Origin of the sequence: Agrobacterium sp. rho-8.1, from assembly GCF_033957725.1 — a bacterium.
Classification (GTDB): domain Bacteria; phylum Pseudomonadota; class Alphaproteobacteria; order Rhizobiales; family Rhizobiaceae; genus Agrobacterium.
Genome location: NZ_CP192789.1, coordinates 552,907 through 575,029, shown reverse-complemented (window position 1 = coordinate 575,029; position 22,123 = coordinate 552,907). Strand labels below are relative to the sequence as shown.

Below are 22,123 nucleotides of genomic sequence, written 5' to 3'. Positions count from 1 at the left end.
GGAGCAGCATCATGACCGATAATGCCGTGCTCACCATGAACAACATTCGCATGCGCTTTGGCAGTTATGATGCGCTGAAGGGCGTGTCGCTGTCGATCCGGCGGGGCGAGGTGTTCGGACTTCTCGGTCAGAATGGATCGGGAAAGTCCACAATGATCAAGGTTCTGGCTGGTTTCCACCAGCCTGAAGCCGGCAGCGAGGTCATTCTCTGGGGCCAGAAAATGCCCCTGCCGCTCGATCCCATGGAGATCAAAAAGCGCGGTGTCGCGTTTGTCCACCAGCATCTTGGTCTTGTACCATCGCTGACCGTGCTGGAGAATATGCGGGTGACGGCCCTTGGTCAGAAATCACCCTGGTTCGTCAACTGGAGACGCGAGGCGTCAGCGATATCGAAACTGTTTGCGCAGTTCGACCTGTTTATCGATCCGTTTCAGACTGTCGCCGCGCTGTCACCGGTGGAGCGTGCTTTCGTTGCCATCATCAGGGCATTCGAGGATTTGAAAGCGTCGGATGCTGGCTATGGCGGGGAAGGCATATTGGTGCTGGACGAGCCAACGCCTTTTCTGCCTGCCGAAGATGTTAAAAGGCTGTTTTCTCTCATCCGCTCCATCGTGAAAACCGGGGCCTCCGTCGTTATCGTCACCCATGACATCGATGAAGTGCGTGACATTACCGACCGTGTTGCAGTGCTGCGCGACGGCGAACTCGTCGGCATCATGGATACGCACAGGTCGGAGCGCCAATCCATCCTTGATACCATCGTCGGATCACGTGTCGACGCGTTCGAGAAAAGGCGCATGGCGCCCAGCGGCGTAGCGGCGGCAGTGCGCGTGAGAGGATTATCGGATGGGACCACCGCGCCGTTTGATTTCGACATTCGCGAGGGCGAAACACTTGGCGTCACGGGCTTGATCGGCTCCGGCTTTGCCAGCGTTCCGTACCTGCTTTACGGCGCAAGGCGCGGCAAAGGCGAAATCATGCTCGCAGGTAAGACGTCCGGTATTGGCGCAATGACACCGCTTGCAGCACAGCAGATGGGTATCGCATTCCTGCCGGGTGATCGCCTGGGTGCCGCTGGTGTCGGGACCCTTTCCGTCACCGACAATATCACGCTGCCCGTTCTCGACAATTTGCTGAAACCCTACGGCCTTGACCGATCGGCCATGACCCGAGAGGCAGCGCGGCTGGCGCAGCTCTATGATGTCAGGCCGCAGAACCCGCATTTGCCGCTTGCGTCTCTGTCCGGCGGCAACCAGCAGAAAGTGCTGCTTGCCAAATGGTTGCAGGTCAAGCCGAAGCTCTTGATGCTGGACGAACCCACCCAGGGCGTCGATTTCGGTGCGCGCCAGCAAATCTTCAAAGCCTTGGACCGGGCAGCAGCGGATGGCACCGCCATTCTCTGCGCCTCAACCGACAATGAACAACTGGAACAGATATGTGATCGCATCATCGTCTTTTCGCGCGGTCGCCCGGTGATCGAGCTGAAAGGCTCGGAGATCAGCCGCCGCGTCATCACGGAAGCCTGTTTCCACAGCCATGAAGCGGAGGCCGCAGAATGACGACGCTCGACATGCCGACAACCAAATTGGCATCGCCGCCAAAAAGCCGGTTTACCCTGAAGACGGAGGGCGAGCGCTTCGCGCTCGTTGGCGCATGGCTGCTGCTCATCGTCATCTTCGGTGCCCTCATGCCGGATTCGTTTTTAAGCTGGCGCAGTTTCTCAACCCTGTTCGGTTCGCAGGCCATTCTTGTAGTGCTGACGCTTGCCATCATCATTCCGCTCACCTCAGGCGATTTCGACCTGTCGGGGGCCTCGACCTTGACGATGAGCTGCATGCTGATCGCGGTGCTGAACGTGAAACTCGGCTGGCCGATTGTCCCCGTCATCCTGCTTGCTCTTCTCAGCGGCATCGTGATCGGTGCCGTCAACGCTTTCTTTGTCCTTTATTTTCGCATCCATTCCCTGATCGTGACGCTCGGCGTCGGGACCTTCGTCAACGGATTGATCCTGTGGGTCAGCAATTCGCAAACGATCTCGGGCGTTTCCATGGACCTCGTCACATGGGTCATCATCAACCGTTTCCTTGGTATTCCCCTGGCCTTTTTCTACGCCATCATCCTGGCTGTCATCCTGTGGTATGCGCTGGAATTCACCATCGCCGGTCGCAAGCTTCTGTTCGTCGGGCGTGGTCGGGAAGTATCCCGGCTGAACGGCATCAATGTCGACCGCGTCCGCGCCACGTCCTTCATCCTATCGGGCCTGATGTCGGCCTTTGCGGGCATGCTGTATGCGGGAATGACGGGCTCTGCCGATCCACTCTCGGGCCTCAACCTCCTGCTTCCCGCCTTTGCCGCAGCCTTCTTGGGCGCGACGACGATCTCACCAGGCAGGTTCAATGCCTTTGGTGCGGTCATCGCCGTCTACTTCCTCGTTACCGGCATCACCGGACTGACCATGCTGGGCGCTGATGCCTACGTGCAGAATCTGTTTTACGGAGGAGCGCTTGTCGTTGCCGTCTCGCTCAGCCAGCTCGTCCGCAACCGTCAAACACAGGATTTCAGCTGATGGATAACAAGGATATCGTCGCCGCTTTGGCGCAAGCCTATTGGGCGCGCCCGGCAGTCGAAGCGGAACTGGTGGCCATGGCAGGAGAGATGGCCCGCGATAGCGCTGCAATCGCCCCGTCGCCGTTGGGTAAAGGTGGCGCTCTGTTCAATATCGAACCCGCCCATTTCGATGCGTTTCTGCTGTCCGAGGCAAAGCGATGAGCCTCGACAATCCCACCTCGTTGACGCAGGCGGCAGATGCGATCCGTGCCGGAAAGATCAGCTCGCTGGAGATGACGCAGGCTGCACTCGATCGCGCGACCGCCGGCCAGACACGGTTGAACGCTTTCATCGAAATCGAACACGATGCGGCACTGGAGGCCGCAAAAACCGCTGACGCCGCGCTGGCATCCGGCTCCAGCGTGGGGCCGTTGCACGGCGTTCCGCTCGCCCACAAGGACATGTATGATCGCGCCGGTTTCGTCACCAGTTGCGGCTCGAAAATACGGGCGGGACACATCGCTGTATCCACCTCGACTGTGATGGAGCGCTTGCAAAGCGCAGGTGCGCTGTCCATCGGTCGCCTCAATATGAGTGAGTTCGCCATGGGGCCGACCGGCCACAATTTCCACCATGGCCGGGCTTTGAACCCGATCGATACGGCGCGCATTACCGGCGGCTCGTCCTCCGGCTCCGGTTCTGCCGTGGGCGGTGGTGTCGTACTGGGGGCACTTGGTTCCGATACCGGCGGGTCGATCCGCCTGCCCGCCGCGTGCTGTGGTGTTGTCGGTATCAAGCCGACACAGGGCCGTGTGAGCAGACATGGCGCAATGCCGTTGTCTTTCTCGCAAGACTGTGTGGGTCCTTTGGCGCGCACGGTCGAAGATGCCTATCTGATGTTGCAACTCATTTCCGGCCCGGATGGTCGCGATACGACATGCATGGATGTTAAAAAGCCTGGGCCGCTGCACACCGATCTCTCGTCCATCCGCATCGGCATCGCGGGTGGGCTCTTCTCGTCGGGGCTGGATAGCGATGTTTCGCAGGGCGTCGAGACAGCCATCACGGCCCTGAAGTCAGAGGTTGCCAGCGTTGCGAAGGCGTCCATGCCCGATCTGTCCACCGTCGCAGAACTCGCCAACGTCGTTGCCATGGCAGAGGCGGGTGCTGTGCACTTTGACTGGATGCGTGAGCGTCCCGACGATTACGGTCCGCAAATCCGGATGCGATTGTCGCAATCCCTTGCGGTGCCTGCTCCCATCTATCTGCGGGCGTTGCAGATACGGTCGGTCATGCTGGAAGACTTTCTCGATGTCGCCTTTGCTCAATCAGATGTGCTCATTGCACCCACCATGCCCTTCGTGCCGCCCCTGTCGTCGGAGGTGGATGTCGGCACAAGCCCCACGATGAATGCGGTGGTGAGTGCCATGACCTCGTTCACACGCCCTTTCAGCTATCTCGGTCTGCCTGTTGTGTCCGTGCCGGTGTCGATATCGGCTGGCGGATTGCCTGTCGCTCTGCAAATCGTAGCGCGGCCGTGGCGTGAAGACCTCGCAGCGAGTGTGGCCCTCAGACTTGAGACGGCGCTTGCGCTTCCTGCAATGGCGCGCATTGCATCGGCAGCGTGAGCTGCGTCACGACAATTTGAAATGAAGGAGAAGGACGTTCAAATGAACACCATGCCACATCTCTCATCACCGGTGGAGACCGTTGTGGATGTCAGTCAGCAGTCCTTCCGCGACGCCATGGCGAAAATGGGTGCCGCCGTCACCATTATCACGACGGATGGACCGGGCGGTAAGGCAGGCTTTGCTGCGACCGCAGTTTGCAGCGTGACAGACAGTCCCGCGACACTGTTGATATGCCTCAACCGCACTGCGTCCGTGTTCAACGCGGTGATGGAAAACAAGGCGCTTTGCGTCAATGTGCTGACCGCAGAGCATGAAACGCTGTCATCTTTGTTCGGTGGGAAAACGCCTGTCGATGAACGTTTTGCTGCAGCGAACTGGCACACTGGCGTAACAGGTGCGCCCGTGCTGGAGGATGCGATGGTATCGTTCGAGTGTGTGATTTCGGATATGCAGGATATCGGCACGCACAGGGTTTTGTTTTGTGCGGTGAAGTCCCTTCGTCAAAGCGACGCCGACAAAGCCTTGATCTATTACAAGCGCGCCTATCATCATCTTTAGCCTTCGAAGCGATCAGGGCTGCAAGCCAGCGCACCGTGCCGTATTGCGAATATGAGACTCCATCTCGACCCGGGCCAAAGCGCCGTCGTTTGCCTTGAGAGCGGCAATTATGCGGCGGTGTTCGGCAATGGATTGCCGCATTCTTTCCGGGTCGGTGATGGGGATAGGCTGGCGCTGGGTTTCGGTCACCTGGTCCCGCACTGTCTGATACAGCGCCTTCAGCATCGTGTTGGAGCAGGCGGATACGATGGTGCCATGGAACGCAAGATCGGCATCGACATTCGCGAGCAGATCCTGATTGGCCCAGCAATCCTCCATCGTCTTCGTCGCTTTTTCCATCTTTTCCAGTTGTGTCTGGGACAGTCGCCCTGCCGAAAGCCGGGCGATCTCGCCTTCGAGCAGGATGCGCGTTTGGAAGACATCGAAAACCGAGTGGCTTTCCGAATAACGCCATGGCGCCATATGCCCGGCTTGACCTGAAGTCCCGTCAATCGCCGCCACATACGTTCCGCGCCCGGCTTCTGTTTTCAGCAGGCCAAGCGTTTCAAGGGTCAGCAGCGCTTCACGAAGGGATGCCCGACTGATGCCGAATTTTTGGGAGAATTCGCGCTGTGACGGAATTTTCTCGCCTGCCTTCAATTGCCCGGCCTGTATCATGGCCTGGATTTCGCGGGCAACTGATTGTGGCACAAGCGTTTTGTTGAGCATTCGATCCCTATTGATGTGAAGCCGCCGCTGCCCGTCCGATATATTTTTTAAGCAACGTCTTGCAAAGCACAAAACCACGTGCTTGTTTGGTCGGACTGGTCTGACCAGTTAGACCAACGTAGATTGGCTTAAAACATAAAACAAGGGGTTCTCGAATGCACCACGTTTCGCGCATTAAAAGCACACTTCTCGCCGGGCTGGTTTCAGCACTCGGCGTATTCAACGTTCAGGCAGCCGATCTGACGGTCGGCGCTAATATCGGCAACGTGCCATGGGAATTCGAAGACGCCAGTGGCAAGGTCACCGGCTTTGAAGTCGATCTTGTCAACGAAATTGCCAAGCGTCTCGGCAAGTCCGTCGAATTCGTCAACACGCCATTCAACGGCCTGTTTCCAGCCGTCCAATCCGGCCGCATCAACATGGCGATTTCCTCGATCACGATCACCGAAAAACGTCTGGCATCCGTCACCTTTGCCCAGCCCTATTACGACAGCGACCAGTCTTTGACAGTGACAGCCGCCTCCGGCATCACTGGTCTCAAAGGCATGAGCGACAAGGTCGTCGGTGTCGATACGGGATCGACAGGCGATATGTGGGCGGAAGCTCATAAGGGTGAGTACAAACTCGGCGAAATCCGCAAGTTCGAAGGCTTGCAGCCTGCCATGCTCGATCTCGTGGCCGGACGCATCGACGGCTATATCTCCGACATACCGGCTCTGCTCTACTACGCCAAGGACAAGCCGGAGCTGAAGGTTGTCGAGCGCATTCCGACTGGTGAGAAATACTCGATCATGTTCAACAAGGGTGATCCGCTGGCAGAAGACGTCAACAAGGTCATCACCACATTGAAGGGCGAAGGCTTCATCGCCAAGCTGCACGAGACATGGTTCGGTGCGAAGGCCGAGGACACGACCTCAACCGTCGCCGTTCTCGATATGCCGAAGGCCAAGTAAGGTTTAAACAGCATCCGGCGGGGCAACCTTGTCTCGCCGGATCGCCAAGGAGCCTGTCCGGCATGAACCTCATCAACACCTTCTTCAATGCTTCAGTCTTTCTCAACAGTCTGCCGCAACTGCTCTGGGGGCTGGTCGTCACGCTCCAGATCGGCATTACCAGCATTATCTGTGGCTTGGTGGGCGGTCTTTTTCTGGCGGTGGCGCGTCTTTATGCACCTGATGTCTTCAAACTGCTGATCCGCGGCTACATCGACATTTTTCGCTCCATACCTCTGCTGGTGCTGCTGATCGTCGTCTATTACGCCCTACCGTTCGTCGGCATCAGACTGTCGCCCTTTCTCTCGGCGGTCACCGCACTGTCGCTCGTTTCCGCCGCCTATACCGCTGAAATTTTTCGCGCTGGTATAGAGGCTGTTCCCCATGGTCAGTTCGAGGCATCCGCCGCACTTGGCCTCTCCAACCGCAACACCATGGTTGACATCATTCTGCCGCAGGCCGTCCGCATCGTTATTCCACCGCTGACCAACAATTGCATCAATGTCATGAAGGATACGGCCCTTGCCTCGGTGGTTGCCATGCCGGACCTGTTGAAACAGGCAACGCAGGCGCAGGCCCTGAATGCCAATCCAACGCCGCTAATCGGGGCCGCCCTTATTTACATCGCCCTGCTCTGGCCGATGGTCGCGGTGGTCGCGCGCCTTGAAAAGCACTTCAACCGGGGGAAACGGTGATGGAAAAGACCGGCACCCCCCTCATTTCCATACGCGGCCTGACCAAAGCTTATGGCACTTTCACCGTTTTGCATGGCATTGATCTCGATGTTGCCGAAGGGGAGGTCGTCTGTGTCATCGGTCCATCCGGTTCCGGCAAATCGACACTCATTCGCTGTATCAATCATCTCGAAGCCTTTGCCCCTGAAAGCACCATTACCGTGGATGGCACACGCGTCGAGCCCGGTCCGGCTTTGGCCAAGGTCCGCGCCGAAGTCGGAATGGTGTTCCAGTCCTTCAACCTGTTTCCGCATATGACAGTGTTGAGAAACGTCATGATCGCCCCGATGCGGGTGAGAAAGACGCCGGAAGCAGAGGCCGAACGCAAGGCTCGCGAGCTTTTGGCGCGCGTCGGTATTTCCGAACAGGCCGAGAAATTTCCCGGGCAGCTTTCCGGCGGCCAGCAGCAGCGCGTGGCGATTGCTCGCGCTCTGGCCATGGAGCCGCGTGTCTTGCTTTTCGATGAGCCGACATCGGCACTCGACCCGGAAATGGTCGGCGAGGTTCTGGATGTGATGCGCAAACTGGCGGGCACCGGCGTCACCATGGTGATCGTCACGCACGAAATGGGCTTTGCCCGGCAGGTCGCAGATCGCGTCATCTTCATGGATGGCGGACGCCTCGTTGAATGGGGCGCGCCATCAGAGATTTTCGACACTCCGAAAGAAGAGCGAACACGCGGCTTTCTCCGCGCCGTTCTCAATCATTAAGAAAAAGATACAGTCCGGGAGATATCAGGGATGACCACCACTTCAACACTCGACATCGATTATGTGCGCAGCCAGTTTCCGGGGCTGTCTCGCGGCTGGACCTATTTCGACAATGCGGGCGGATCGCAGATCCTCAAAAGCGCGCTGGAGCGCATCACGACGTTCCTGATCGAGACAAACGTCCAGATCGGCGGCTCTTACGAGGTGTCGCAGAGCGCCGCGAAAGCGCTCTACGAAGCGCGCACCGCGGCCATGCATCTGGTCAACGCCTCGCGTCCGGAGGAGATCGTATTCGGTAACTCCACAACTTCACTTTTGCAGAATCTGGCCCGCACCATGCAAAGCCAGTTGTCCATCGGTGACGAGATCATCGTCACGGTCAGCGATCACGAATCCAACATTGGGCCTTGGGACAGGTTGCAGGATGCAGGCATCACGCTGAAATTCTGGCCGCTGAACAAGGAAACGCTTCAGCTCGATCTGGCCGATCTGGAGCCACTGATGAGCGAGCGCACGAAAATGGTTTGCGTCACGCATGTCTCCAATATCCTCGGGTCGATCAATCCTATCCGGGAGATCGCCGATTTCGTCCACGCGCGCGGAGCAAAGATCTGCGTCGACGCTGTCGCCTACGCCCCACACCGGGCCGTCGATGTGCAGGCCTTCGATGTGGATTATTACGTTTTCAGCCTCTACAAGACCTATGGTCCGCATTATGCCCTGATGTATGGCAAATACGATCTGCTGCTCGAGCTCGATACGATTTATCATTATTTTTACGGCAAGGACAAAGTGCCGGGCAAGCTGGAGCCTGGCAACCCCAATTACGAGCTTGCCTATTCCACCTGCGGTATCGTGGACTACCTCACCACTCTTGGTGAACAGGCAGGCGAGACAGGCACGATGCGCCAGAAAATCGAGGCGGCGTTTGCAGCCATCACGGCACAGGAAAACCTGCTCGCCGAGCGGCTCCTGAGCTACCTGCGCTCCCGCAACGATTGCCGGATCGTTGGGCAGGGCTTCAACCATGATGGGACACGCGTACCGACGATTGCCTTCCGCTTCGATGGCCGCGATGCTGGCGAACTCTGCAAGGCGATGGATAATGAACACATCGCCATGCGCTTCGGTGATTTCCACTCGAGACGGCTTGCCGAATATCTCGGCCTGACCGACCATGGCGGCATGCTGCGCGTCTCGATGGTGCATTACAACACGCTGGAAGAGGTCGATCGCTTCACGGCTGCACTTGACCGCATCCTGTCTGGCGATGCTGGATTTGCAAAGGCAAGCTGACCTTATGAACGATAAGAAGGACATGGAATGATGCGTTTCGATACGGTGATCAGGCACGGAACCGTGGTGACGGCAAGCGACACCTTCGTCAGCGATGTCGGCATCAAGGATGGCCGCATTGCCGCACTGGCCGCTGAACTCACCGATGCCGACGAGATCATCGATGCCACCGGCCTCTTTGTTCTGCCCGGCGGCATCGACAGTCACGTTCATCTCGACCAGCCGTCAGGCGACGGCATCGTCATGGCCGATGATTTCGATAGCGGCACCCGCTCTGCCGCCATCGGCGGCAACAGCACCGTTCTGGCATTCTGCATGCAGGAAAAGGGACAGTCGCTGCGTGAAGCGTTGAAGGTCTATCACGCGAAGGCCGAGGGCAAATGTCATGTCGATGTGTCCTTCCATCTGGTCATTACCGATCCAACGGCGGAAGTGCTCGGGCAGGAACTGCCAGCGCTGGTCGAGGACGGCTACACCTCGCTGAAGGTCTTCATGACCTATGAGGGCCTGCGGCTTCGTGACGACGAAATTCTTGCCACGCTCGATACGGCACGCCGCACTGGCGCTTTGGTCATGGTTCACTGCGAAAATGAGGATGCCATCCGCTACCTGATCGGTCGCCACGAGGAGGATGGCAAATTTGAACCGAAATTCCACGCCACGACGCGTCCCATCGCTGCCGAGCGCGAGGCGATGGAGGAAATCCGCCGGGCGCGCCAGCGTGGCCAGAAGATTGCCGGTGAAACATGCCCGCAATATCTTATGCTGACCGCCGACGATCTCGATCAGAGCGAGATGGAAGGCGCCAAATATGTCTGCTCGCCGCCGCCGCGCGACAAGGCCAGTCAGGATGCCTGCTGGGAAGGGCTGGAGCAGGGCGTTTTCGATCTGTTTTCGTCCGACCACTGCCCCTTCCGCTTCGACGATCCGGAAGGCAAACTGAACGAGAAGGGCAAGCGACATTTCCGCTGGATTCCGAACGGCATCCCCGGCGTTGCGACGCGCCTGCCGATCCTGTTTTCGGAAGGCGTGATGAAGGGCCGGATTGACATCAACCAATTCGTGGCGCTGACATCGACCAATCACGCCAAGTTATATGGGCTATACCCCCGCAAGGGCACCATCGCTGTCGGCGCCGATGCCGATATCGCGCTTTGGGATCCAAACAAAAGCGTCACCATCCGCAATGATATGCTGCATCACGGTGCAGATTACACGCCTTACGAGGGGCTGGATATCCGTGGATGGCCGGTCCGGTTGCTGTTGCGCGGCAAGACCATTGTGGAAGACGGGCATTTTGCTCAGCAGATCGGGCAGGGCGGCTATTTGCGCCGCGACCTCTCATCGCTCACGCGCCAACGTGGCGGCCAAATCTGAGTGGAGTACGGGTATGCTCGCGGTCGGCACAGGGGAATAGAAACCTGTGCCGACCGACCTCTCAGATTGAGACGTCGCTGGCTTTGCCCAACCAAAGTGCAGAGTTGGTGATCGTGATACGACTTCTGATATCGGCGGCATTGGCGGCCAGCACCAGTTCGTAGTCACCAGCCTCCGACCGGAACGCCTTGGCGTCGACATCGAAGAAGCTCAGATCGCGCACCGACACTTTCAATGTTGCCGTTTTGGTTTCGCCTGGCTCGAGTTCAAGCTTGGCGAATGCCTTCAGTTCCTTGTCCGGCCTCGAAACGGAAGAACCGAGTGGTCGCACATAAAGCTGCACGACGTCGGAACCCTTGCGTGCGCCCGTGTTGGTGACATCGAGCGTGACGGTGATCCCGTCTTCACCCATCTGAAATGAGGATGCCTTCGCATCGCTCCACGTAAACTGCGTATATCCAAGCCCGAAGCCGAACGGGAAGAGCGGCTCCACGCCATGACTGTCATGGTGGCGGTAGCCGACGAAGACGCCCTCGTCATAGCGCACATGACCGTCCTGACCGGGGTAGACGAGTGGATTGTCGGTAATGGCGGAATTATCCGACAGCGACTTCGGGAAGGTCTGCGGCAGACGACCGCCGGGTTCGACATCGCCAAACAGAACGTCGGCCACTGCGTTTCCAAGTTCCTGGCCCGGATACCACATTTGCAGAACCGCCTGAACCTTGTCCAGCCACGGCATTTCCACGGGTCCACCCGTTTGCAGCACGACGACGGTGTTCGTGTTGACGGCCGCGACCCTTTCGATCAGTTCTTCCTGGCGCCCGGGAAGCCGCATGTCAGGCAGGTCGAGACCTTCGGTGTCCCATTGGCCATCGCGGCCCACAAAGAGGATGGCGACATCGCAATCAGCGGCCTTGGCAACGGCGTCCTCTATTGCAGCATCGCCCAGCGGCTTTTCCACACCAAAGCGAATGGCCGTGAGGTGAATGCCATCCGTCGTATCCGCTGGTGAGCAATATTCGATCGTCAGCGTGTAGCTGCGTCCCGCCTCCAGCTCCACCGCTTGTCTTTGTTCGGTGTTGGCAGTGCCGAAGTAATTGTCGCCGGGCGTCCAGTCGTCGAAACCGTTCACGACCAGCTTTTCATTGACATAGAGTTTGGCGAGACCGGCATTCGTCATGCCGAAGACGTGCTCTCCGCTGTCGGCAGGGACGAAACTGGCGATGATCCGCGCGGAAAAGTTGGCCGGATCGAGGTCCGGAGACGGCAGGTCGAACCAGAAGAATTCACCCTTGGCGGCAGGCTCGCTGTGGACGGGGCTGCCTTCCAGATGGCGACCCTTGAAATAATCGACATGCATATCGCCGCTGAACACATTGATGAGGCGATTGTTGCTGCATCCAACCGCATGGTGCACGCTGTTGGCGTTGGAAAGCGCTGCCTTGATGCCCTGAAGCGGGCTGACCGTGTAATGCGCGGCGATCTGCGCACTGCCGCCACCCATGACGCGCGCTTCGGCGGCATTGGGGCCGAGAACCGCGATGCTATCCAGCGTGGTTTTGGCGAGCGGCAGAACGCCTTCGTTTTTCAGCAGAACGGCTCCCTCCGCGCCAATCTGGCGGATGAGGGCTCTGTCTTCTGGCAGATCGAGCGAGCTTTCGGTGAGGTCAGGCGCCGTTTCGAACGCGCCGACGCGCTCCAGAAGCGTCAAAATACGGCGGGCTGCTTCGCGCACGGTTTCTGCTTTCACCTCGCCATTGTTCACGGCCTGAACGAGCTTTTCGCCGCGATCACGGGTGGGTCCGGGCATTTCCAGGTCAAGGCCGGCATTGACCGTGGCGGCGGTGGAATGCGAGCCGAACCAGTCCGACATCACGATGCCATCGAAGCCCCATTCCTTGCGCAAGACGGTCGACAGCAACCAATCGTGCTCGCTGGTATAGGTGCCGTTGAGACGATTGTAGGATGACATCACCGCCATCACGCCCGCCTTCTTCACCGCCTGTTCGAATGGCAGCAAATAGATCTCGCGCAGGCTGCGCTCATCGATATCCGATGACATGGTCTGGCGCTCGATTTCGGATTCGTTGCCCGCGAAGTGCTTGATCGTCGCTGCGATACCCTTGCTCTGCACACCTTGAATATAGGCTACGGCAAGAGCTGCCGTCAGCAGAGGATCTTCGGAATAGCACTCGAAATTGCGGCCATTCAGGCCCGAGCGGTGAATGTTCACGGTTGGTGCGAGCAGCACCGATGCGCCCTTGCTTTTTGCCTGTCCTGCCAGTGCCACGCCCATGCGCTCGACAAGCTCGGGGTTCCAGGTTGCGCCCAGCGCGATGGCCACGGGAAAACAGGTCGCTTTGACGCCCGCGACCAGGGATCCTGCACCACGTGCGCCATTGGGTCCATCGGTTACTTTTATTTTGGGAACGCCAAGGCGCTCGACCGGCACGGTTGTCCAGAAGTCGGCACCGGCCAGCAGCGAAACCTGCTCTTCAAGCGTCATCTGGTTCAGAATGTTCTCGATCATACGAGCCTCCGATATTGGCTGTTGGTTAAAGAGAAATTTGCGGTATCAACGAACACCGCGAACGGGCGAGATGGCCAGCGCCCCGAGGAAGGCGCAGACCGCTGCGACGGCATAGAGAACGCCATAGTTTTGCCCACCGGTATTGCCGATGGCCAGAAGGAAGGGTGCGACAGCCGGAGCAATGGATTGCGGAACGGCATTGGCAATGTTGAGAACGCCCAGATTTCTGGCTGCATGCGTTTCCCTGTCGGGCAGAATATCCACCACCAGCGCCTGATCGACCGCCATATAGACGCCAAAGCCGACAGATGTAACGGCGATGCCGCTGTAGAACATCGTCAGATCGGTTGCGAAAACGATGACGACGATGCCCAGCGCATAGGTCATGGCAGCCAGCAGCACGAAGGCTTTGCGGCGACCGATGCGATCAGAGACGTATCCCGAAACGAACGACGAGCCAACGACGCAAACGGCCGTAATCAGCGTGGAGAAAAACATGATGTCGCCGATATCGGCTTCCGAGATCTTCAAGTGGTCCATCAGATAATAGACCTGATAGGAGGTGAGAACGGCAAAGCCGAAGAACACCAGAAAGCGGCTGAGCCACGCATATCCGAAATCGGGATGCTTGACCGGGTTGACCCAGAAACTGCCCAGCAGTTCCGACACTCCTGGGAGAGACTTCTCCGGTGTGTCGGTCAAAGGGCGGTCCTCGATCACCAGAACGAAGATGATAACCGATACCAGACCGATGCCCGTGGGGATGAGGAACATGGCGTTGCTGGCCGTTCCCGTCAAAGCGAGAATGCCGCTGCCGATCAGAAGAGCGATGTAGATCGACATGCCAGCCAGCGCTGATACGAGGCCACGTTGGTGTTCCGGCACCTGATCCGGCACGGTTGCGACAAGTGCCGCCAGCATGGCGTTATATGCCGCCTGGATCACGCACCATGCAATGCCGATGACGATCAGGCTAGAGGTATAGGCCATGAAGATTTGCGCCAGACTACCGACAATCACGCCGCCGACCAGCCAGGGTTTCCGCCGCCCGAAACGTGAGCGCGTGCGATCCGAAAGCTGACCGAAAATCGGATTTGCCAGAAGCGCAAAGAGGGCGCCGAGGCCGAGGATCGTTCCGAGACTTGCACCTTTGCCGACAGGGTCGAGCGTGTTGACGCGAACGGCCAGTGTCATGGCGACGGGTGTCATGACAGCCGTGAAGAAGCCGATACTGGCCAGCCCGTAGGTGAGAATAAAAGGGAGGCCGACTGATTTTTCGACCGGCTTGCCGGACGACCCGGCGGCAATCGCTGATGCTGTCATACTCATAATAAAACCCTCCACGGCAATAACTTGACAACAACGTCATCCCCCAACGAATGTTGCATTAAACCTACCGACTACTCGGTAATTGAAATTAGTCAACTTTTTTGTATCCTGCAATTGCCTTGATCTGACGCCGGGCCCAGAAGGCGAAACAGAAAAATTGCGTCTCAAAAATATGCGATGCAGATGATATGGAATGGCTATGAGTGACAAGATGAATGACGGTTCCGTATTGGACCAAGCACCGCCCAGACGCCGCAAATCGCCAAAAGGTGTGGCCCGGAAAGAGGCCATCCTGACGACAGCCATGCAGCATTTTGCGAGAGATGGCTTTCAAAGCGCATCCTTTGCAGCCATCGCTGCCGATGTGGGCCTATCCTTGCCGGGGCTTCTTCATTACTTTCCGACGAAGGTCGACCTGCTGCTCGCCATTCTCGAAAAGCGCGATCTCGACAGCGCGTCGAGCGTGGGGGAAGACTATCTGGATTGGCGCAAGGTACTGCACGGTCTGGTGGAGATCGCGGCGATCAATCAGACGATCCCGAATGTTGTACAGGCATTTGCTGTCCTCAACGCCGAAAGCCTCACCGCCGATCATCCGGCAAGTGCGTGGTTTGCCGCACGCGTCATGACGCTGAAGAAGAACCTCGCATTCTGTCTGCAAAAAGGGATCGCAGATCGCGAAATCATTCCAGAGATCGACCCAGAAGCCATTACCGCCGAACTGATCAGCATGATGGACGGACTTCAGATGCTCTGGCTGAGATCACCGGAAGAATTCGACATGGTAACCGTCTTTTCCGGTTACATCACGCGCCTGATCGACACCATCAAGCTTGGTTGACATAAACCCGGCGACAAGGGCGTCCGTCGCTTTTGCCGCCCCGATCGAAACGGACCAAGATCATTTTCCGGTCTTTTCGCGCCAGGCTTCGTAGCGCTTCTGGTGCTCGTCCTTGGTGCACGGATACAGCCCGATGATGGCCTCACCAGCATTCACCTGTTCGAGAACGAACTCCTCATAGCTTTCCATGTTGGCGCATTCCTCGGCAAGCTCATCCGCCAAATGGGCGGGAATGACCATGACGCCGTCATTGTCTCCCACGAGCACATCGCCGGGGAACACAGCGACATCACCGCAGGAAATGGGAACATTGATGTCGATGGCTTCGTGAAGAGTCAGATTGGTGGGTGCCGATGGTTTTGCGTAATAGGACGGCATGCCGAGTGCGCCGATGCCTGCGGCATCGCGAAATCCGCCATCGGTGACGACACCCGCTGCACCGCGCAGCGCCAGTCGCGTAATCAGGATCGAACCTGCCGTTGCCGCGCGCGCGTCTTTGCGGCTATCCATCACCAGCACGTGGCCTGCGGGGCAGGTTTCGATCGCCACGCGTTGCGGGTGGTCTGCATTGCGAAAGACGGTGATCGGATTGCGGTCTTCGCGCGCAACGATGTATCGCAAAGTGAATGCCTGCCCGACCATAACCTCGGTCTTTGGAGAAACCGGGACGACGCCCTGAATGAACTGGTTTCGCAAACCGCGCTTGAACAGGGCGGTGGCAATGGACGCGGTGGAAATTTTCTTGAACTTTTGGCGCGTGGCTTCGCTCAATACATAGTCGGTCATAGCAGTCTCTTTCCTTGGTTCAATAAATGTCCGGTTCGCCAGCGGTCTTGCCGAAACCGGTTTCCAGAAAATCGAAGTCGCAGCCTTGATCGGCCTGGGTCACGTGGCGGGAGAACATCCAGCCATAGCCGCGTTGGAAGCGTGGGTCCGGCGCTTTCCATTCAGCTTTTCGCTGCGCGAGTTCCTCGTCGCTCACCAGCATGTCGAGGGTGCGATTGGGCAGGTCGAGCCGAATGGTGTCGCCGTTCCTGAGAAGCGCCAGCGGGCCGCCAACGAAGCTTTCCGGCGAGACATGCAAGATACACGCACCATAGGAGGTGCCGGACATGCGCGCGTCGGAAATGCGCAGCATGTCTCTGTGCCCTTTCTTGATCAGGGCCTTGGGAATGGGAAGCATGCCCCATTCGGGAAAGCCTGGGCCACCTTGCGGACCTGCATTGCGCAAAACCAGCACATGGTCCGGCGTGACGTCGAGGTTCTCATCATCGATGGCCTTCTTCATTTCGGGATAGCTGTCGAACACCATCGCCGGTCCCTCATGCACATGATATTTGGGATCGCAGGCCGCAGGCTTGATGACGCCGCCATTTGGGCAGAGATTGCCGCGCACAACAGCTAGCGAACCCTCGTGGTACACGGGATTGGACAGCGGGCGGATGACATCGTCATTAAAGACGAGGGCGCCCTCCAGGTTTTCACCCATGGTCTTGCCGGTCACCGTCAGTGCCGTGAGATCGAGACGGTCCTCGATCTGCTTCATCAGCGCTCTCAATCCGCCCGCATAGAAGAAATCCTCCATCAGGTAATCCTTGCCTGAAGGGCGAACATTCGCGATCAGCGGGGTGACGCGGCCAAGCGCGTCGAGGTCGTCCAATGTCAGATCGACACCGGCACGGCGCGCCATTGCAATCAGATGCACGACGGCATTGGTGGAACACCCTGTCGCCATGGCAACGATGGCGGCATTGCGACATGCAGCTTCCGTCACGATGCGGTCCGGCGTGAGGTTTTCCCACACCATATCGACAATCCTGCGGCCACAATCAGCGCCCATGCGCTGGTGGTTGGCATCCACGGCGGGGATGGAGGACGCACCGGGCAATGTCAGTCCCATGGCGTCGGCAATCGCTGTCATGGTGGAGGCGGTGCCCATGGTCATACACGTCCCGGCGGAACGCGCGATACCGCCTTGCACGCCCAGCCATTCCTCGTCGGAAATATTGCCAGCGCGGCGCTCATCCCAGTATTTCCACGCATCGGAGCCGGAGCCCAGGATTTTTCCCGCATAATTGCCGCGCAGCATCGGACCGGCAGGCAGGTAGATCATCGGGACGCCTGCGGAAATCGCGCCCATGACGAGACCGGGCGTGGTCTTGTCGCAACCGCCCATCAGCACCACGCCATCCAGCGGGTGAGAGCGGATCATCTCTTCCGTCTCCATCGCCAGCATGTTGCGGTAGAGCATGGAGGTGGGTTTGGTGAAACTCTCGTCGACGGACAGCGATGGCATCTGCACCGCAAAGCCGCCCGCCTGCATCACGCCGCGTTTCACATCCTGTACGCGTTCCTTAAAGTGCGCGTGACAGGTGTTGAGCTCCGACCATGTGTCGAGGACGCCGATGATCGGTTTTCCTGCGAAATCCTCTTCGGAATATCCGAGCTGCATCATGCGCGATCGGTGGCCGAAGGTGCGCAGATCATCGGGCGCGAACCAGCGCGCGCTCCGCAGCGTTTCAGGTGTTTTTCTCTCTGTCATGGCATGTGACCTAATCAGGGGGATTGAACGCGGCAAAGCTGCGCCTAGCGTTCACGCTGGTCGTCATTTGCTCCGGTCCGAATCTTGAGTTTCCGCCCCGCCGCAGAAAACATCAGCGGTCATCAAGGGCGGCGACAGACCCGGCTACAAACTTGAACACATTGAAGCACTAAAACATCAGTGCATCAATCCCTGATATGTGGTTTAGTGGCGTCATGAGAACGGCAGCGGGTATGTGTATGGTTGGAATGATCAGAGGCGGGCAGTTGGATCGATCGCGGCAGGTCGCGCTTCAGATCCACGATATTTTGCGCGAGCGTATTCTTAAGGTGCAACTGGTGCCGGGAACGGTTTTGTCGCGGGCTTCGTTGCAACTTGAATTTGGCGTGAGCCAGACGCCGGTGCGGGATGCACTGATGCGTTTGCAGGAAGAAGGCATCGTTGATGTCTATCCGCAATATGCAACCGTGGTGGCGAAGATCGACGTCGAGCACGCAAAACAAGCCCAGTTCCTGCGTCTCTCCATCGAGCTTGAGGCCGTGAGGCGTTTAACCGAGGAGGCGGCGGCTCAAACGGCGTCGGAACTCAACGATATCTTGGACCGGCAAAAAGCGGTCGCGGCTCCGGCAACCTACGATCTCTTCGATGACATCGACCGTGAATTTCACCATAAACTCTATGATAAAACGGGCATATTACAGCTCTGGAGCAATGTTCGGCGCCAGAGCGTCCATCTTGATCGGCTGCGGCGCCTCAACCTGCCCATGCCTGGCAAGATGCAGACGGTCATTGCCGATCATGAGGCCATTGTCAGCGCAATCGCGTCAGGCGAGCCTGATCAGGCGCAAGCGGCCCTGCGAAGACACCTGTCCGGCACGCTTTCCGTAGCAGATGTCATCAGCGCGACGTTTCCCGATTATGTCGGATAACGCCGCGCGTGGAGAGACGAACCGCTGGCTGCTCTCATAATCAACAGGTATGGGGATTGCGACTTTGCGCGCGTTTGAAAGCGGGTGCGGCAACATCTGGCACAAGCAGATCATGTTTTTCAGCATAGGCGACAAACACGCCGCGGGCGATCTCCGGGTCTATTTCGCCGTTTAACGCCGCCTTGCACGCCTTAAGAGCCATAGCCCTTGCGCCGTCATGGGGTAAACGCCGCCAGTCCATCAAAAGCTGGTAGGCGTCCGTCACAGAATGTAGTGGCGTCGGTACCCCTAGGCCAACGAGGACGTTGACAGGTGTCTTGAAGAGATCGGGTTTCATAGCCTCGTCCTTTCCACCGCCCGATTGCTTGCCATAGCCGTACAGCGCCGAGGTGCCCAGCGCTGTCTATCTCTTTGAGAGCTCAGCAAAAGCTTGGCTCTGTATCGAGGTTATGCAACCTGACGCTCAGCGTCGATCTCCAGTGGCTCCTGCTTTGCCGGGCCGGTGCCGACCGGTTAACGTTACAGTGCCGCCGCATTATATTAAAGTACCCCGAAATGCCGGCTATTAGCAGATCCGCTGCACAGCTCGATAGCGGAATGTCTGGATCTGTGGTTCGTGTCACGGAATGAAATCTGATTAGGGCAGCACGATAACGAATATTTCCCAAGCATTTAGCAAAAGTCGATTTAGGGGTCGGTGGTTCGATTCCCTTCAACTGGATAACAACCAAAGTTCCATGGGCGAACCAAGTGGACAGCAAAGAAGCACGCAGTAGGCGCCCGTCCACGCGAGCGAACAGTGGAAGCTAAGACAAAACCGATCTGCTAGCGTACGCTCGCATACATGCCGGTGCTGCGAAATTCGCTGGGATTGATGCCATAGTACCGCCGAAAGACTTTGGAAAAATAATTCGGGTCTTCAAAACCGCAGCGCACGGACACTTCCTTGATCGGCATACTTGCTGCCGTCGTCAAAAGTTTAGCCGCACGCCTAAGCCGCTTTTGTAGAACGAATTCTGCAGGCGGCAAGCCTTCATTGGCGGCGAAAATGCGGGAAAAATGAGCGCGACTGAGACCGGCAACGGTGGAGAGATCAGTGACGGAAAGGCTCTTATCCAGATGATTGTCGATATAGCTCAGCACCTGTTGCATGGTCCGGTATTCGCCACCGAACGAGGGATGAGAGCCGAACACATCGTCGTAAAGCACCATTGCTGCTTCATAGGCGACGGCGGAGGCTGCCCCCGGCGTTTCCGCGCCATTGACGAGACGTGAGCAACAAAGTGCAAGATGATTCACCGTCTCTGGCTGAAGCTTGAGGACAGGTCCGGTCACGGCCTGAATATCGCGGTGGATGCGCAGGGCTTCCTCGCCGTTCATGGATATCCAGAAGAATTCCCAACGACCGTCTTCCTCCAGCCAGTAGCGATGGTTATGGGGAACGAGCAGCAGTAAAGCTTCGCCGGGTCCTATGCGGTGGGTGTTGTTCTCGTAGCGGAGATTTCCCTGACCGCTTATGCAATATTGCAGGACGGTGAATGGTGTCCGTCCGCGCTTTCGCCCGTCCCAGTCATACCCGCTACCATGGCGAATTTCGTAACCACTGCTGGTGGGCATTGTGTGCAACGTTTGCCTGCCACGTGGCAGCGACACCGTCCGCATGACTGGTCCCTGATCGATCAAATCTTGCAGCACAAAATTACCCATAAAAGCATAATCCTTCTCTGGCCCTTGCGGTTATTATCAGCATAATCCCGCATCGAGGAGACGTTCAAGGGGAGAATATGGGAGGAGAAACCATATTTTTCGGCTGTTTTCTGATTTTAAAGCCCTAGCCCCGTGGACCAGTTGCCTGCCTGTCTTTCGCATTCATTTCGCAAACGAAGGTGCCAACATGAGTTTCAAAATCGCTATCATTGGTGCAGGAAGTGTTGGTTTCACGAAGAAACTCTTCACTGACCTTTTGTGCGTACCGGAATTTCGCGACGTCGAAGTCGCTCTAACGGATATCAGCCAACACAATCTCGAAATGATCAAAGCGATCCTGGATCGCATTGTTGAAGCCAACGGTTTTCCGGTCAAGGTCACGGCCACGACGGAGCGTCGCCGCGCTTTGGAAGGCGCAAAATACATCATCAGTTGCGTCCGGGTTGGCGGGCTTGAAGCCTATGCCGACGATATCCGCATTCCGCTGAAATACGGCATCGACCAGTGCGTTGGCGATACGATTTGCGCAGGCGGTATTCTATACGGACAGCGCAACATTCCCGTCATTCTGGATTTCTGCAAGGACATCCGCGAAGTCGCGGCACCGGGTGCCAAGTTCCTGAACTACGCCAACCCCATGGCCATGAACACCTGGGCTGCGATTGAATATGGCAAGGTCGACACTGTCGGTCTGTGCCATGGCGTTCAGCACGGTGCCGAGCAGATTGCCGAGGTGCTGGGTGCCAAGTCTGTTTCTGAATTGGATTACATCTGCTCCGGCATCAACCACCAGACGTGGTTTGTAGATCTGAAGCTGAATGGCCGCACGATTGGCAAGGATGAACTGATCGCAGGGTTCGAAGCGCATCCGGTTTTTTCGCAACAGGAAAAGCTGCGCATCGATGTGCTGAAACGCTTTGGCGTCTATTCGACAGAAAGCAACGGCCACCTTTCTGAATATCTGCCATGGTATCGCAAACGGCCGGATGAGATTACCCGCTGGATCGATATGTCCGACTGGATTCATGGTGAAACCGGCGGTTACCTTCGATATTCCACGGAAACCCGCAACTGGTTCGAAACGGAGTTTCCGCAGTTTCTGGAATCCGCGTCAAAGCCTGTCGATCCGGCCAAGCAGTCCAACGAACATGCAAGCCATATTCTGGAAGCGCTGGAAACAGGGCGTGTTTACCGCGGCCATTTCAACGTCAAGAATAACGGCGTTATTACGAATCTTCCACAAGATTCGATCATCGAATCGCCCGGTTTCGTGGACCGTTTCGGCATCAATATGGTCTCTGGCATCACGATACCGGAAGCCTGTGCCGCGACCTGCATGGCATCCATAAACGTGCAGCGCATGTCCGTTCATGCGGCTGTTACCGGCGATATCGATCTTCTGAAGCTTGCCGTTCTACATGATCCACTGGTGGGTGCGGTATCGACCCCGGAAGAGGTCTGGCAGATGGTGGATGAAATGGTGGTCGCGCAGGCGCGCTGGTTGCCCCAATACGCACATGCCGTTCCAGCTGCGAAGGATCGTCTGTCCAGATCCACCGTAAAGACACGCGATTGGGCGGGTGCTGCCCGTCGCAATGTCAGATCGATTGAAGAATTGCGGGCCGAAAAAGCGGCATTGAAGCAGGCGGTCTGATTTATTGACGGCGGCGTTGGCACGAGGAGGTGTCG

20 protein-coding genes are annotated in these 22,123 nt (G+C 57.5%); 13 read left to right on the top strand and 7 right to left on the bottom strand.

Features of this window, described 5'->3' with window-relative positions; translation table 11 throughout:
- The first annotated feature begins 11 nt into the window (after positions 1 to 11).
- From RMR21_RS17510 to RMR21_RS17490, 5 genes are read left to right on the top strand one after another with little or no spacing between them, the layout of a single operon-like run.
- Positions 12 to 1,559 (top strand): sugar ABC transporter ATP-binding protein, encoded by a 1,548-nt coding sequence (locus tag RMR21_RS17510; protein WP_498670742.1) that lies wholly within the window; start codon positions 12 to 14, stop codon positions 1,557 to 1,559.
- On the top strand, positions 1,556 to 2,566 hold the full coding sequence (locus RMR21_RS17505; RefSeq protein ID WP_498670741.1) for an ABC transporter permease: 1,011 nt from the start codon (positions 1,556 to 1,558) through the stop codon (positions 2,564 to 2,566). The genes RMR21_RS17510 and RMR21_RS17505 overlap by 4 nt, the downstream gene beginning before the upstream one ends.
- On the top strand, positions 2,566 to 2,769 hold the full coding sequence (locus RMR21_RS17500; RefSeq protein ID WP_498670740.1) for a hypothetical protein: 204 nt from the start codon (positions 2,566 to 2,568) through the stop codon (positions 2,767 to 2,769). The genes RMR21_RS17505 and RMR21_RS17500 overlap by 1 nt, the downstream gene beginning before the upstream one ends.
- Positions 2,766 to 4,175 (top strand): amidase, encoded by a 1,410-nt coding sequence (locus RMR21_RS17495; protein ID WP_498670739.1) that lies wholly within the window; start codon positions 2,766 to 2,768, stop codon positions 4,173 to 4,175. Before RMR21_RS17500 ends, RMR21_RS17495 begins: the two co-directional genes overlap by 4 nt.
- A gap of 42 nt (positions 4,176 to 4,217) precedes the next feature.
- Positions 4,218 to 4,736: a flavin reductase gene (locus RMR21_RS17490; RefSeq protein ID WP_498670738.1), complete on the top strand. Its 519-nt coding sequence runs from the start codon at positions 4,218 to 4,220 to the stop codon at positions 4,734 to 4,736.
- 12 nt (positions 4,737 to 4,748) lie between these two features.
- On the opposite strand, the gene RMR21_RS17485 is transcribed toward RMR21_RS17490, so the two are convergent.
- Positions 4,749 to 5,444: a FadR/GntR family transcriptional regulator gene (locus RMR21_RS17485; RefSeq protein ID WP_498670737.1), complete on the bottom strand. Its 696-nt coding sequence runs from the start codon at positions 5,442 to 5,444 to the stop codon at positions 4,749 to 4,751.
- Between the two features lie 155 nt (positions 5,445 to 5,599).
- Between RMR21_RS17485 and RMR21_RS17480 the strand changes: the two genes are divergently transcribed.
- From RMR21_RS17480 to RMR21_RS17460, 5 genes are all read left to right on the top strand, one after another.
- Complete coding sequence (locus RMR21_RS17480; RefSeq protein WP_498670735.1) at positions 5,600 to 6,397, top strand: ABC transporter substrate-binding protein; 798 nt, start codon at positions 5,600 to 5,602, stop codon at positions 6,395 to 6,397.
- Between the two features lie 62 nt (positions 6,398 to 6,459).
- Positions 6,460 to 7,131: an amino acid ABC transporter permease gene (locus tag RMR21_RS17475; protein WP_498670733.1), complete on the top strand. Its 672-nt coding sequence runs from the start codon at positions 6,460 to 6,462 to the stop codon at positions 7,129 to 7,131.
- Entirely contained in the window at positions 7,131 to 7,880 is a 750-nt protein-coding gene (locus tag RMR21_RS17470) for an amino acid ABC transporter ATP-binding protein (protein ID WP_498670732.1), read from the top strand. Before RMR21_RS17475 ends, RMR21_RS17470 begins: the two co-directional genes overlap by 1 nt.
- A 30-nt stretch (positions 7,881 to 7,910) precedes the next feature.
- Positions 7,911 to 9,176, top strand: coding sequence for a cysteine desulfurase-like protein (locus RMR21_RS17465; protein ID WP_498670731.1), 1,266 nt, complete (start codon positions 7,911 to 7,913; stop codon positions 9,174 to 9,176).
- A gap of 30 nt (positions 9,177 to 9,206) precedes the next feature.
- Complete coding sequence (locus RMR21_RS17460; RefSeq protein WP_498671772.1) at positions 9,207 to 10,553, top strand: amidohydrolase family protein; 1,347 nt, start codon at positions 9,207 to 9,209, stop codon at positions 10,551 to 10,553.
- A gap of 61 nt (positions 10,554 to 10,614) precedes the next feature.
- Here the strand turns inward: RMR21_RS17460 and RMR21_RS17455 are convergent, their stop codons facing one another.
- Both RMR21_RS17455 and RMR21_RS17450 read right to left on the bottom strand, forming a co-directional pair.
- A complete protein-coding gene (locus tag RMR21_RS17455) occupies positions 10,615 to 13,086 on the bottom strand; it encodes a glycoside hydrolase family 3 C-terminal domain-containing protein (protein WP_498670730.1) in 2,472 nt (823 codons plus the stop codon).
- Between the two features lie 45 nt (positions 13,087 to 13,131).
- Positions 13,132 to 14,415: an MFS transporter gene (locus tag RMR21_RS17450; protein WP_498670729.1), complete on the bottom strand. Its 1,284-nt coding sequence runs from the start codon at positions 14,413 to 14,415 to the stop codon at positions 13,132 to 13,134.
- A 199-nt stretch (positions 14,416 to 14,614) separates the two neighbouring features.
- Between RMR21_RS17450 and RMR21_RS17445 the strand changes: the two genes are divergently transcribed.
- Complete coding sequence (locus tag RMR21_RS17445; protein ID WP_498670728.1) at positions 14,615 to 15,256, top strand: TetR/AcrR family transcriptional regulator; 642 nt, start codon at positions 14,615 to 14,617, stop codon at positions 15,254 to 15,256.
- Positions 15,257 to 15,316: 60 nt separating this feature from the next.
- On the opposite strand, the gene RMR21_RS17440 is transcribed toward RMR21_RS17445, so the two are convergent.
- On the bottom strand, positions 15,317 to 16,042 hold the full coding sequence (locus RMR21_RS17440) for a ribonuclease activity regulator RraA (RefSeq protein WP_498670727.1): 726 nt from the start codon (positions 16,040 to 16,042) through the stop codon (positions 15,317 to 15,319).
- A 19-nt stretch (positions 16,043 to 16,061) separates the two neighbouring features.
- A complete protein-coding gene (gene araD, locus RMR21_RS17435) occupies positions 16,062 to 17,798 on the bottom strand; it encodes an L-arabinonate dehydratase (RefSeq protein WP_498670726.1) in 1,737 nt (578 codons plus the stop codon).
- Positions 17,799 to 18,037: 239 nt separating this feature from the next.
- Here araD and RMR21_RS17430 point away from each other — a divergent pair, with 239 nt between their 5' ends.
- The gene (locus RMR21_RS17430; RefSeq protein WP_498670725.1) at positions 18,038 to 18,727 is read left to right on the top strand and encodes a GntR family transcriptional regulator; all 690 of its coding nucleotides are present in this window, start codon (positions 18,038 to 18,040) and stop codon (positions 18,725 to 18,727) included.
- Between the two features lie 40 nt (positions 18,728 to 18,767).
- Here the strand turns inward: RMR21_RS17430 and RMR21_RS17425 are convergent, their stop codons facing one another.
- Both RMR21_RS17425 and RMR21_RS17420 read right to left on the bottom strand, forming a co-directional pair.
- Complete coding sequence (locus tag RMR21_RS17425) at positions 18,768 to 19,064, bottom strand: DUF982 domain-containing protein (protein ID WP_498670724.1); 297 nt, start codon at positions 19,062 to 19,064, stop codon at positions 18,768 to 18,770.
- A 488-nt stretch (positions 19,065 to 19,552) separates the two neighbouring features.
- A complete protein-coding gene (locus RMR21_RS17420) occupies positions 19,553 to 20,434 on the bottom strand; it encodes an AraC family ligand binding domain-containing protein (RefSeq protein ID WP_498670723.1) in 882 nt (293 codons plus the stop codon).
- Between the two features lie 187 nt (positions 20,435 to 20,621).
- Here RMR21_RS17420 and RMR21_RS17415 point away from each other — a divergent pair, with 187 nt between their 5' ends.
- Positions 20,622 to 22,088, top strand: a complete 1,467-nt coding sequence (locus RMR21_RS17415; protein ID WP_498670722.1) for an alpha-glucosidase/alpha-galactosidase — start codon at positions 20,622 to 20,624, stop codon at positions 22,086 to 22,088.
- The last annotated feature ends 35 nt before the right edge of the window (positions 22,089 to 22,123 follow it).